Here is a 14940-nt window from a genome sequence, read left to right as displayed (position 1 = left end):
TCCTTTCATATTATGAAATTTATACTTCCTATTATCACAAATTCTAAAAGATATGTCAAATTATATAAAATACAAACTCTTATTTTCTGAAACTTTTATATAAATTATTAACTATATTTTTTCAGAAGGCTTACATGGAATTTTTATAATAAACTCCGCACCAATGTATTTTTCTCCGTCAAACTCATACTCTATATTTGAAACTTTTAACTCACCATCCATACCAACAATAATCTGTTTACTCATGTATAATCCTATACCTGTTCCATCATTATCTGATTTTGTTGTAAAGTATGCTTCAAATATTTTTTCTAGATAATCTGCTGGTATTCCACCTGCATTATCTTTTATTTTTATTATTAGTTGATTATCATTCTTTTCAGTAGTTATAAATAGAAGTCTTTTTGCTTTTGAATTCTGTTCTACAAATTCATCTCTAGCATTTTTTAAAATATTAATTATTACTTGTAAAAGTTCATTTTCATATCCATAAGCTTCTATATCTTCTGCCTCATCATGCAAAATTATTAGGTTATTTTTAAATTGAGATTCTATTAGTCTAAATGTTTTATTTAATACATTTTTAATATGAAAAAAGCTTTTCTCTTTACTTGGTCTAAAAAAGTTTCTAAAGTCATCAATTGTTTGAGATAAATGATGAACTGAGTTATCAATATTTTCAACTGCTTCATCTATCTCTTTTTCTTCAACTGTCAATGTGTTTGTTCTGCCAATTTGAATTAATGCATTTGACATACTAATTAAACTTAATGGTTGTTTCCATTGGTGGGCAATATTACCTATCATTTCACCCATTAATGCCATTTTTGATTGCTGAACAAGAAGTCTTTCTTTTTCAATAATAATATCACTATCTTTTTTTATCTCTTTTTTATACTCTTCAAATCTTAAAGCAATTATTCTAGAAACATAAAAGGAAATCACTATTAAAAAAAGAGTACTAATAAAACTTATGATTAATATTGAATTTATAATATTATTATTACTTTCTCTTAACTCTTCTTCTTTTTGTTTTATTTTATTATTTAATGAATCTAAATAAAATCCACCACCAATCATCCAATCCCATCTATCTAATAGTTTTAAATATGATATTTTCTGAGTTGATTTCATACTATTATTTATTTTATACGAAGATTCATAGTTGTAAAAACCTTCTTTATTCTTTATAGTAAAAGCTAATAAATCTTTTACTAGATAATTACCTTGACTATCTTGAAGTTCAAGTCTATTTTTCCCTATATTTTCTTTCTTTTTATGAGCTAAGGTATTCCCTTTTAGGTCATAAATAAATATATAATTACCATTAGAAAATCTAATTTTTCTAATCCATGCTAAAACTTTTTCTTTTAGTTCTTCTTCAAAATCTTCTACATATTCACCAGTACCAATTATTACATTATAAGGTTCAAAGTATTTATAAAAAGAGAACTTTTCAGAAGGAGTATTTTGGCTTGGCTTAAACCAATAATATCTATCAAAAGTTTCCGTTTTGTTTTTTATAGTTTCAATAATTTTTTGACTAAATTTGTAACCTGTTATATCTTCAAGTTCTGATAACTTTGTACCCTCAAACTCTTTTATATATGGCATTAATTTAACTTCATCAACTCCATACATAAAAAAATACTTTTTATCTTTATTATGTGATATACCAGATAATGCAGTCTTTATGTAATTAAAAACTTCTTTTTTTGTATGGTCTTCTTTATCTTTAATATTGTCAAAATAAATATTATTAGCTAAATTATGAGCTTCATAAACTTTTTCTTTTAAAGACTCTTTTAATCTTTTTTCTGAATTATTAACATTAAATTTTATATAGTCATAAACTCTCATAACTTCATTTTGAACTATTCTTTTATTCTCTTCTAAATAAGTGGTTTTAATAGATTTAATATCTTTTTTTAGATCCTCATTTTTCTGCTGAATAAAAAAGTAAGTTAATATAAAAGATACAATTAAAATCCCAACAATAGCACCATATTTTATAATAGTTAATATACTTTTTTCAGTCTCTATAATTTTCATATTTATCCAGTTCCATTTTATCTTTTATAATATAATTTATTATATTATATTATATCTTAGAAAAATTAAATAGCCTTAATCCATGTCAATCCATAGTTTTAAATTTTATCTTCTAATGGCAATATAATTTTAAACTTAGCCCCTTTATACTCTTTACCTTCGTATTCAAATATTTCATTGGATACTGAGATTTTTCCATTCATTGCTTTTGTAAATATCTCTTCAGACATAAAAAGTCCCATACCTGTTCCTTGGTATTGATGTTTAGTTGTAAAGTATGGTTCAAATATTCTTGGAAGTATATCTTCAGGAATTCCTCCTGCATTATCTTGTATTGTAAAATATATCTCACTGTTTTTTATTTTTGCACAAATTATTAAAATCTTATCTTTTTCATTTATCTTTTCAAACTCATCCCTTGAATTTTTAAAAATATTTATCAATGCTTGTACAAACTGATTTTCAGCACTTTGCATCTCTATTTCTTCAATATCTTTAATAATTTTTATTTCACTATTTTCAAACTGCCCATATGCAAGATTAATAGCTCTATCAACAACTCTTTCCACTTTAAAACAAGTCTTTTCTTTGTTATCTTTTAGGAAGTCTTTAAAGTCTTCTATTATGTGAGATAAATACATTGATTGCTCTACAATTGCATCCATAGAACTATCAATATCTGCATCAGTGGAAACACCTAGTTCTTTATTTAACTTTACACCACTTGCTGCTGTTGTTATAACCGATAGTGGTTGTCTCCATTGGTGGGCAATATTGCCTATCATCTCTCCCATTGCACTCATTTTACTTTGGTGTGCTAATATGTCTCGTTGATGATTATTCTCTTTTACAAACTCTTCTATTTCATTCTTATAGTCAGCAAACTTTTTTTGCAAAACCCTTGAAACATACTTTGAGACAAATAATAAAATTACCATCAATAAAATACTTATGATAAAAATATTTTTAACATATAATTTAAACTTCTCTTCTAATATAAGCCTTTTCTCTTCTAGGGCTGTTTCATAATCATCTTCATAAAAGCCTTGTCCAATAAACCATTCCCAATTTTGGACACCTTTTATAAAACTTGTTTTTATAGTGGGTTCTCCTGTAGTTGGTTTACTATTTTGTATATAACTCAAATAACCTTCACCTTGTTTTTTTGCGATATTTATTGCTTTTGAAACAACATCAACGCTATTTTTTACATCAGGGGTGCCACTTGGATTTATACCATTTGTACCAATAATTTCTTTTCTTATATGATTTAAATATGTACCATCATAATCTACTACAAAAATATAGTTGTTATTTAAGTACTTCAAAGTTTTGATATATGAAAGTGCTCTTTTTTTAATACTCTCTTCAAACTCATCTAAGTATTCTCCAGTGCCAATAAACCAATCAAGAGGTTCAAAGTATATATTAAATCCTATTTTTCTATAACTATTGTTTTTATCACTTGGCTTATAAAAATGCCAGCTCATAAAACCTTCGTTTGTCTGTTTTAATTGAGTAATTATCTCTCTAGTTAAATACTTTCCTTTTCCATCTTTAAAGTTATAAAAGTTTTTACTCTCAATCTCTCTATTTAAAGGAAATAAAATACACTCATAATCCATAGAATAAATATAATAATAACCTCTTCCATCATTAAACCTAATATCAACCAAAGCGTCTTTTATCATCTTCGTAATAGTTTTTTTATCTTTACTATCTTTGTTTTCATTATAAATTCTTGTTGCTATTTTTTTTGCTTCATATACTCTTTCTTTGATAGATCTTTTCAATTCAAATTCAGTGTTTTTTTGCATTTCTAAAATAGTGTTATAGACAGTGTTAACATTACTCTTAACCATTTCTTTATTATGTTTTATAAACTCTTTTTCTATTAACTGTTTTTCTTGAAAGTATGTTGTTTTATATTCAAAATATAAAAAAATAATCAAAAAAATCGACATAGAAATAATAAATATAGGAGGAGTAAGTTTAATAATTTTTAAGATAGTTTGTTCATTTTTATAATTCATAGTATAACCAAAAGCTTAATATATAGAGACTAGTCTCTTATTTGGTCATTATATGATAGTTATACTTATTTTATTATTCAATTTTGTACAATAAAAATATTTAAAGGAGAAAATAATATTTCTCCTTTTTATTCAACTAAATTATCTTTTAGCATTGCTATATCTAGTATTGATAATAATTTAGCTTCTTTGTCATCTTCACTTGGAACTACAACTTTATTTACTAAAGTACAATTACCCAATAAATAATCGTCAATTTTTTTAATTCTTTGCCTTGGAACTTCTGGAATATCACCTAGTTCATTAACTAATACTCCAATATAATTTTCACTATTTTTATCAAAATGTTTTATAATAACTACTTCTTTATACTCTCTATCAACACTTTCACCTAAAAAACTTCTGATATCAATAACACCAACTGCATTGTTGTCATAAATTAGTGTACCTTTAAAATAGTGGTCATTATCTAAGGTTGGAGATAAATCTAATTTATCCACACAAACTACTTCAATAACTTTTTCTATCTCTACACCTAGCCACTTTCCACCAATATAAAAAGTACCTATTTCTTGTGTATTCTCTACTTTAGTTCCACTTACTTCTTTAAATATCTCTTTTGTATGAGATATCTTTAAATTGGCAGAACTTATATATGAGAAAAATATTGCAAAAACATCATTAGAGTAGTTATCACTTACTTTGTATTCCCTATAACCTTGAGAACACTTTATCCCAATAGCATAATAGTTTCCATTGTAAACTATGATTTCACTATGAGTTTCTCCATTTACCATATTGAAGTGCTTTGAATCTATATCTAAAACTGTTCCTACTTTCAAATCATCATTTGTAGATGAGATTATCAGTCCATTTTTATCTGTAAATACCCCAAATCTTTTTTCATCTTCACTTGATTTAAAGTTTGGGATTGACTCTTCAAGCATAGCTTTAAATTCAACTCTTGAATCAAAAACAACTCCAATACCACCCACAACCTTTTCATTTGATTTAATTGAAGCATAATAATTATATGTAAAATCATCACTATAAAACTTTGTCTTTTTAAATTTTGATACAAAGTAGTCATTGCTATCTTTTATCTCCATAGTTTTTTCTACTGTGTTATCATTTAATTGCATTCCAATAAGGTGCTTCTCATTTTCATTTGAAACGGCTAAGATAATTCCATTTGTATCATAAATAAAAAGGTTTGTATAAACAGTATAAAGATTATTTATATATTTTAATATCTCAGTTAATTTTGGATTGTGAGTTTTATCAACATTACTTGATGTTAATACATCCATAAAATCTTGAGTCAATGCCCACCATCTACAATCATTTGCTCTTTCATACAAGTTTCTATCCATGATATCTACCATCAATGAAGCTACATAAGTAGCATTGTTTAAAATAATTGTTTTAGTTAGATTAGCTATTGATAAATCAAAAATTCTTTTAGTTTTTTCACCTGTTGAACTTATCTCATTTAATAAAGCTCTTGAGAAAGTTCTTGTCATCTCACTTTGATCATGTTCACCTTTACTAATATTTCCATTCCAAACAAGTCTATTTAGATTTACTTGAATATTATTTGCTTCTAGTGGAATCTTTTTTAACTCATCACTAAAGCCTTCTCCCTCTTGTAAGATTGCCAATAAAACCTCTTGGCTAATATTTAAATTATCATCTTCACCTACAAAAGCATACTCTAAAGGAACCATTATATGTCCATACCACTCTTGACCAAAATACCCTTGGTATCCTGTTGTTTTACAAGTCTTAGCTAAGTAGTCTCTTCCTGCATGGGAAACAAGTGAGAACTTATTATTTGGATTAAACTCCAAAACTGTTCCTAAATTTACATGATATTTATCACTACTAGCAATAACAATACCATCCTTATCCAAAATAGTTAGACACTCTTTATTTTTGTTATCTTTTAGGTTGTTAAAAATACCTTTCATCTCATCTTGAAATCTAAAGCATAAACACAATACCCCTATAGCTTCTGAGTTAGGGTCATTTGTTTTTGTAACCTTTGAAGCATATACCAAACTCTTTTTTCTTTCTGGAATAAAGTCATGATATTTAAAAGACTCTACATAGTCATTGCTGCTTAATGATAAGTTTATAATATCGTCATCTGATTTATCTATTTTTTGATTTTTATCTAGTTGAACTAGTACTTTTCCTTTTGTATCCATTAATACAATATCATAATAAACACTATACTTTTGTGTATATTCTAAAAACCTATTTCTTAATATTTTTACATTATTTGCAAAATCATGGTCATATCTATTTTTATTGTTTTCTATAAACTCTCTAATATCATTATCTGTTGATAAAAATCCAATATCAGCAGTTCTTTCAAATAAGTTTCTTATTACTATATCAATTGAGATTTGTGATTTAAACTTCATTTGTCTAATTGTCTTTTCTAATAGTTCATTTGATAAGTGATTTAATAGTTTTGAAGTTAATTTTGAAAAGTTATTTTTAGTCTCATTTATGTTTGCACTACTATTACCAAAATGGCTAAGCAATGACAAATTATCCCAGCTTTTTGATAATGATACTAATTCTTCTCTGTATTCATCTACTAAAAGCATGTGCTTAAAATATTGTAGTAAGTCCGATTTTACTTCAATACCTTTATAATTTATTAATTGATTATTCATCTTTTACCTTTTTTATATTATGGTAAAATTATACATATTTTTGTAGGAGATTTTTTTACAGTTTTGTATAAAAACTATACAAAACTGTAAAATTATTTTTTGAGTTATTTTATTATAGGGTTATTGTTTTTTTAAGGTTAAACATTGAATCTAAAGTGCATAACATCACCATCTTGCACCACATAATCTTTACCTTCAAGCTTAAGCTTTCCAGCCTCTTTACACTTAGCTTCACCACCTAAAGCTACAAAATCTTCATAAGCAATAACTTCTGCTTTGATAAACCCTTTTTCAAAGTCATTATGTATAACAGCAGCTGCTTGTGGTGCTTTTGTATTCTTTTTTATTGTCCAAGCTCTTACTTCTATTTTACCTGCTGTAAAATATGATTGAAGTCCAAGTTTATCAAAAGCTTTATGAATAATTTGTTCCAAACCAGATTCTTCTACACCTAAGTCAGTTAAAAACTCTTGTGCTTCATCATCTTCAAGTCCAACTAGCTCTTCTTCAATCTTTGCACAAAGAACTATTACATCTGCATTTACACTACTTGCATGTTCTTTTAATGTATCAACAAATTTGTTTCCACCATCAGCTAAAGAGTCTTCATCAACATTTGCTCCATAAATCACATCTTTATTTGATAAAAATCTAAGTTCTTTATCAAGTGCAATAAAAACCTCGTCATCAAGTTTTTCAAAAGTCTTAACAGGATTTAACTCTTCTAAGTGTTTAAATAATTCCTCTGCAACAACTAGTGAAGCTGCTGCTACTTTATCAAACTTTGCTTGTTTTTTAAGTCTATCTATTTTTTTCTCTAACTGAGAAATATCTGCATAAATAAGCTCTGTTTCAATAATCTCAATATCTCTTAGAGGATTTACATCACCTTCTACGTGAGTAATATTTCCATCTTCAAAACATCTTACCATATGTAAAATCACTTCAACTTCTCTAATGTTTGATAAGAACTGATTTCCTAAACCTTCACCCTTTGAAGCTCCTCTTACAAGTCCAGCAATATCTACAAAATCAATTGTTGAGTGTTGAATCTTATCAGGAATAACTATTTTTGCTAAAGCATCAAGTCTTTTATCAGGTACGGGAACTATTGCTTTGTTTGGTTCAATAGTACAAAATGGATAATTTTGAGCCTCTGCATTTTGTGCTTTTGTCAAAGCATTAAAAGTCGTTGATTTACCTACATTTGGAAGTCCTACTATTCCTACACCTAATCCCATTATTAACCTTTTATATTAAATATTTGTTTTTTTATTTTAACCGCATTATAAACGATAATGGCAAAGAAGTAGCTAAAGAGGTTTTATTTATTAAAGAGGTTTATTAATACTTATAATTTTTTTACATAATAACTTCGATTTTATTGTTTAATTTAGTAGCTTTTAGTTAAAATTTGTTATGAAAAATAATGATGAAATTGATTTTAAATATAGAAAATCAATATTAAAGACATTGATAATTTCTACTTTACTTATATTTGTAGCATTCATAGTAATTGAAAAATATTTTTTGGAAAATGAATTCAAAAAACAGATATTAAATAATTTTGGCAAAAATATAATAAAAAAAGAAAATGAATTAAACAAATTAATATATGACACAGAAAATACACTAAAATACATAAGTAATTTAAAAGTTTTTAAAGAAGCTCTTGCAAATAACAGTTTGCAAGAACTAAAAACTCTATTTTTAACTATATCTCAAACAAATGTTTATTTTATGCAATTGAGATTTGTAGATAATCATGGAAAAGAACAACTAAGAGTAGATAGAAATAAACTATCCATAAACCCAACAAGCATAACTAAAAGCAATCTTCAAGATAAATCAAATAGAGACTATTTCCAAGAATCAAAGAAAATGAAAGATATTTATATTTCAAACCTTGATTTAAATATTGAAAATAAGCAAGTTGAATATCCTTTTAGACCAACTCTTAGAATAATTTTACCAATTTTACAAAATGATAAGTTTGTAGGAGAACTAATAGTAAATCTAGAAGTTAATCTATTTTTTGATTCTACTCTTTTCAATGTCATGATTTGTGATTCAAACGGAAAAGTAATTTTGCCATTTGATAAAGGAAATAAAATATTTAGTAATAGAATAAACACTTATTTTCCTGATAATTTTAGAAAAATTCTAAGTAAAAAAGAACATATTGGTAAAAACTATATTTCAAATAGATTTGATACAACAATAAAAAACAATGTAATCATAGTCTCAAAACTAAAAGAAGAATATTTCAAAAGATTTCAAAATGACCAGCTTAAACTAAGAGTTTTTATTTTTGCCTCATTAATGATATTTATTGCTATTGTTATCTTTGTAGTATTTAAAAAAATTAATGAAATCTTTTACGTTCACTATAAATCTAAACTAGAAGATAAAGTAAAATATAGTAATCAAGAGTATAAAAGTGCTAGTAGCTTTTTATCAAAAAATATTGACCCTGAATTAATACTTTCTCAAGCTTCTACAAGTATGATACTTACAGATGATAAAGTAAATATATTATATGTAAATAACTCTTTTACCGAACTCTTTGAATATACACAAGAAGAAGTTTTAGGTAAAAATCCAGGTTTTTTAAGAAATGAAGACTTGGAGCAAAAAGGTATAACAATATTAAAAAATGCACTTAGCAATAATGAAAGTGTAACTGTTATTTTAAGAAACTATACTAAAAGCAATAAACTAAAGTATGTTGAGCTATCGATTTCTCCAATATATGATGAAAAAAATGGTACAATAATTTATTACTTAGGCATCCAAAAAGACGTTACCAAAGAACAAAAGATATTAAGAGAATTAAGAAGAATATTTTAAGGGTTAGTATGAATTACAAAGATATATTTATTGTAGGTATTGGAGCTAGTGCTGGCGGATTTGAAGCACTACAAAAATTTTTATCAAAAGTTCAAATGGATGATAGAATATGTTATGTAATAACCCAACATTTAGATGCTAAAAAACCTACCTTACTAGGTGAACTTTTAAGTAAATATTCTGGATTTAACATATCTGCTATCTCAGAAAAGGAAGAGATTAAAGGTAATCATATATATTACTGCCCACCAGATAAAAACTTAATCGTACAAGATGGCAAATTTTTATTTTATGAATCTGCTAATAACAAACATTCGCCTAAGCCATCAATTGATATTTTTTTTAAATCATTAGCCCAAGAAAAAAAAGAAAAATCAATTGGTATTATTTTAAGTGGAACAGGTAGTGATGGAACAGAAGGTATTATTGCAATAGAAAAAAATGGTGGTATAACTTTAGCAGAAGATGAAGCTGCCAAATACTACTCTATGCCAAAATCAGCAATAGATTCTGGAAAAGTACTAGTATCTCTACCTCCTGAACTTTTAGCTGATGGAATAATAAATCTAATAGAAGATAAAAAATACTTTGATAAATATTTTGAAATAGAAGATTCCCTTGAAAAAATATTTAGTATCTTAAAAGATGAAACCTTGGTAGATTTTAGTTCTTATAAATATGCTACAGTTACTAGAAGAATAAAAAAAAGAATTGTAGAAAAAAAAGCTGAAGGGGTAAATGATTATATAAAAATTCTCCAAAGTGATGCAGAAGAAGTTGCTAAGTTAAAAGATGAACTTCTTATAATAGTTACATCATTTTTTAGAGATGAAGATGCTTTTTTGGACTTAAAAAAACAATTAAGCTCACTTATTGAAAAAAAACTTGACAACAATATTAGAATCTGGGTTACAGCGTGTGCAACAGGTGAGGAAGCCTACTCTATTGCTATGATAATTAGTGATATATTAGAAGAGATGGGAAAGGTAAAAAAAGTAACTATATTTGCAACAGATATTAGTGATAAAGTTATAAATGAATCAAGAAATAGAGTCTTTAAATCAGATGAATTACAAGGTATAAGAAAAAGCCACTTAGATAAATATTTTGAAAAAACTCAAAAAGCATATAAAGTGAATAAAAAGATTAGAGATATGATTGTATTTTCTAAACATGATATTATAAAAGATCCACCCTTTTTAAATCTTGATATGATAAGTTGTAGAAATTTATTAATCTATTTTAATTCTGAATTACAAAAAAGAATTTTAAGTATATTTTATTATTCATTAAGATATGAAAGCTTACTATTTTTAGGAAAAAGTGAGACTATTGGAACACTAACTTCTCTATTTTCAATTGTTAGCAATAAATCTAAAATCTATAAAAAATTAAATGACTTAGCAAAAATTGATATTGAGACATTAACTTATGGAAAAAGAAATACAAACTTTACAAAAGATAAATATATAAATAACCAATCAACTAACTTAATAGATATTGATATTTCAATTAACAAATCAGTATGTAATAGGTTTATTCAAAATGGTATTGTTGTAGATGGAACTAGTTATACTATTCTTTTTTATAAAGGTGACTGCAAAGAGTTTTTACATCATCCACAAGGTGTTCATACTAATGAGTTGTTTAGATTAGTTGTTGATTTTCTAAGATTAGATGTAAGAGCAACTATTAATGAAGCAAAGAAGCTAGGTTCTTATATATCTTCTAAAAAAATCAGAATTTTACCAATTTCGGAGCCTAAAGAGTATGTAATAATCAATGTATACCCTCTAGAAAAGAATAAATTAGGTGAAGATACATATTTTATTTCATTTGACAAAATAACAGATACAAAATCAAGTATAGATGAGGATAAGTATGATCCAATTGATTTTAATGATACAGACATGAATATACTTGAAGATGAATTGCTAACATTAAAAGAGAGACTTCAAATTACTATTGAAGAGTTAGAAACATCAAATGAAGAACTACAAAGCACAAATGAAGAACTACAAAGTACAAATGAAGAACTGCAAAGTACAAACGAAGAGCTTGAAACAAGTAATGAAGAACTACAAAGTACAAATGAAGAGTTACAAGCTGTAAATGAAGAGCTCAATATTTCAAATATAGAATTGGACTTTGCAAATAATGCCTTTAATAATGTATTAGAAAATCTTAGTGCACATGTTGTCATACTTGATGACAACTTAAATATCGTAAAATATACAGTTGGAATCAAAGATTTCTTTGATTTATCTACAAATAATGAGGAAAATTTTTCAACTGTATTGTTAAATTCTAACATTGAACTACCAAATTTATTAGAAAATATTAAAAAATGTTTAAATCTTGGTATTGAAACTGGTTATGAGATTATATACAAAAAGAGAACTTACTATTTTACTATTAAAAGAATAAACTTACCTATGAGTGATGATAAAAGTAATAAGGCTATTGTAATAAGTTTTATTGATAAAACTGAATTTATAGAACAAGATAAAATAATTTTCCAACAAGCAAAACTTGTATCAATGGGAGAGATGATTGGTAATATATCTCACCAATGGAGACAACCATTAAGTATCATTACAACTGTTGCAAGTGGCATAAAACTAGAAGCAGAATACAAAACCTTGAAAAATGAGTACTTAAATGAAAATATGGATATTGTCTTAGACCAAGCTAAATACTTATCTAAAACTATTGATAACTTTAGAGACTTTATTAAAGAGAATAAAGACTTTGGAAAAACAAATATCACTAGAGTTATTAAAGAAACAATTAATTTAGTTGAAGCCTCATTAAAAAACAATTTTATTACTTTAGTTATGGAAATTGAGGATGATTTAGAAATAGATGGTTCTACAAATGAACTTGTTGAAGCCTTAATAAATATTGTTAATAACAGTAAAGATGCTCTAAAAGAAAGAGTTAAAGATGAAGATGATAAATTTATTTTTATCACTACAAAAAAACTTTCACAAAATTCAATTAAATTAAAAATCACAGACACAGCAGGTGGAATAAACGAAAAAATAATTAATAGAATACTTGAGCCTTACTTTACAACAAAACATGAATCTGTAGGTACAGGACTAGGTCTTTCAATTGCAAATAAGATTATTCAAGAAAGACACCATGGAGAAATAGATATTTTTAATGATGAATTTGAATATAAATCAAAGCATTATAAAGGATTAAGTACATGTATAATTTTTAAATGCAAAAATTAATTTTAAATAAGATATAAAGAATAATTAAGTTTCCTAGTTTAATAAAATAGTTACAATTTAATTGTATATTAGATACAATAAAAAATAACCTTTTATATTTTATCAAGATTGGGAATATTATGAAATTTTTAAATAATGAAAAATACATCTTAAATATAATCAAATATGGAGCAATAGTTGCTGTTGTCCTCTTCTCACTCATAATAACTAACATTTTTATCAAACAAAAAAAACAAGACTTAGATACTGATATTCAAACTTTACAAAATAATTATCTTAATCAAAATAAAATAATAATAAAAAAAGAGATTTATAATATCATAGATTTAATAAATGATGAAATAGAAAAGTCAGAAGAGAGTCTAAAAGAATCCATAAAAAAGAAAGTTTATGAAGCATACAGAGTTGCTAGTATTTTATATGAGGGTGAATCCTCAGATTTAAATGGTACTGGTCATCATCATTCAAAAGAGCATATATTAAACACTATTAAACGTGCCCTTACTGGAATGTCATATAACAATGCAAGAGGTTACTTTTTTATGGATGATATAAATGGAGTAAAGATATTACAACCTTTTAATAAAGCCTTTGAAGGCAAAAATATGATGGAATTTGAAGATGCAAATGGCTATAAATTTGTAAAAAAGATTTCACAAACTATAAAAGAAAAAACAGAAGCCTATGATAAATATTATTGGTACAAGCCAAATGACAAAACAAAAGTCTATGAAAAGATTAGTTTTTACAAATATTTTGCTCCATATAATGCAGTTATTGGTACAGGTGCATATGTTGTTGATTTTGAGCAAGAGTTAAAAAAGAAAATCTTAAATTGGATAAAAAAAATAAGATATGGGGATAATGGCTATATTTTTATTTATGACAAAAACGGTGTTTGCTTATCTCATATTGTAGAAGAAAATATTGGAAAAAATAGAATTAATATACAAGATAAAAATGGTAACTATCCAATTAAAGATGTTTTAACTTTTGCAAAAGAGAAAAAAGAGGGTTATATAAATTATCTATCGACGTACAATAATAATATGAAATCTTCAAACAAAATTGCATATGTTAAACTTTTTGAAAAATGGGATTGGATTATTGGAACTGGTTTTTACTTAGATGGATTAGATAAAAATATACAACAAAAAGAAAAAGAGCTAATAAAAAACAATGAACTAGTAATAAATAAGATTCTAAATATTAGTATAGTTGTTACAGTTTTCCTTATTGCCATATCTTTTTATGTTTCAAGTATTATTTCAAAAAGATTTACCTCTTACCAAAAGAATATTCAAGAAGAGATAAATAAAACCATTGAAAAAGAGAAACTTCTAGTTCAACAATCTAAAATGGCTGTTATGGGAGAGATGATAGGTAATATTGCCCACCAATGGAAACAACCTTTAAGTTTAATTAGTATGTCAAATACACTTGTTAAATTAAATAAAGAACATAAAGGCTTAAATACTAAAAAAGAGATAAATGAAGCTATTGAAAATATTGACAATGCTATTATTCACTTATCTACTACAATAGATGACTTTAGAAACTTCTTTGACCCACATAAGAAAAAAACACTATTTAGTACACAAAGTATTTTTGAAAAAACTTTTAAGCTTATAGATTCAGAGTTTAAAACTAGTAATATAGAGATTATTAAAAATATTGACGACGTAAAAATCTCTGGCTATCAAAATGAACTCCTACAAGTTCTAATTAATATCATAAAAAATGCAAAGGATGAGTTTCTAAAAAAAGAGACTAATAAAAAACAATTCCTATTTATAGATGCATATAAAGAAGATGATTATGTATATATAAAAATCAGGGACAATGTTGGCGGTATTCCAGAGGATATTATAAATGATATTTTTACTCCATATTTTACAACAAAAGAAGATAGTGATGGAACAGGGATAGGGCTTTATATGAGTAGGCAAATTATTGAAAATATGGATGGAAAACTTGAAGCTTCTAATGTAGAATTTGAATATGAAAACCAACAATATAAAGGTGCCCAGTTCCAAATAACTTTACCAATAAATAGTAAAATTTAGTCTGCAAATT

7 protein-coding genes are annotated in these 14940 nt (G+C 25.9%); 3 read left to right on the top strand and 4 right to left on the bottom strand.

Going from position 1 to position 14940, the window contains the following annotated elements; all coding sequences use genetic code 11:
* Positions 1–111: 111 nt before the first annotated feature.
* The 4 genes from ACNI28_RS11025 to ychF all read right to left on the bottom strand — a co-directional run bounded on the left by ACNI28_RS11025 (position 112) and on the right by ychF (position 8013).
* Positions 112–2052: a sensor histidine kinase gene (locus ACNI28_RS11025; RefSeq protein WP_419764303.1), complete on the bottom strand. Its 1941-nt coding sequence runs from the start codon at positions 2050–2052 to the stop codon at positions 112–114.
* 98 nt (positions 2053–2150) lie between these two features.
* Complete coding sequence (locus tag ACNI28_RS11020; RefSeq protein WP_419764302.1) at positions 2151–4085, bottom strand: sensor histidine kinase; 1935 nt, start codon at positions 4083–4085, stop codon at positions 2151–2153.
* Positions 4086–4213: 128 nt separating this feature from the next.
* Complete coding sequence (locus ACNI28_RS11015) at positions 4214–6772, bottom strand: chemotaxis protein CheW (protein ID WP_419764301.1); 2559 nt, start codon at positions 6770–6772, stop codon at positions 4214–4216.
* 137 nt (positions 6773–6909) lie between these two features.
* On the bottom strand, positions 6910–8013 hold the full coding sequence (gene ychF / locus ACNI28_RS11010; RefSeq protein WP_419764300.1) for a redox-regulated ATPase YchF: 1104 nt from the start codon (positions 8011–8013) through the stop codon (positions 6910–6912).
* A gap of 178 nt (positions 8014–8191) precedes the next feature.
* Here ychF and ACNI28_RS11005 point away from each other — a divergent pair, with 178 nt between their 5' ends.
* The 3 genes from ACNI28_RS11005 (at position 8192) to ACNI28_RS10995 (ending at position 14930) form a co-directional block, all read left to right on the top strand.
* The gene (locus ACNI28_RS11005; RefSeq protein ID WP_419764299.1) at positions 8192–9622 is read left to right on the top strand and encodes a PAS domain-containing protein; all 1431 of its coding nucleotides are present in this window, start codon (positions 8192–8194) and stop codon (positions 9620–9622) included.
* Positions 9623–9630: 8 nt separating this feature from the next.
* Positions 9631–12864, top strand: a complete 3234-nt coding sequence (locus ACNI28_RS11000) for a CheR family methyltransferase (protein ID WP_419764298.1) — start codon at positions 9631–9633, stop codon at positions 12862–12864.
* 119 nt (positions 12865–12983) lie between these two features.
* The gene (locus ACNI28_RS10995) at positions 12984–14930 is read left to right on the top strand and encodes a sensor histidine kinase (RefSeq protein WP_419764297.1); all 1947 of its coding nucleotides are present in this window, start codon (positions 12984–12986) and stop codon (positions 14928–14930) included.
* Positions 14931–14940 lie beyond the last annotated feature (10 nt).

The sequence above is a fragment of the Arcobacter denitrificans (SeqCode) genome, from assembly GCF_048571185.1.
Lineage (GTDB): Bacteria > Campylobacterota > Campylobacteria > Campylobacterales > Arcobacteraceae > Arcobacter > Arcobacter denitrificans.
Note: the sequence above shows the minus strand (reverse complement) of the source record. Positions and strands in the feature narration are given on the sequence as shown.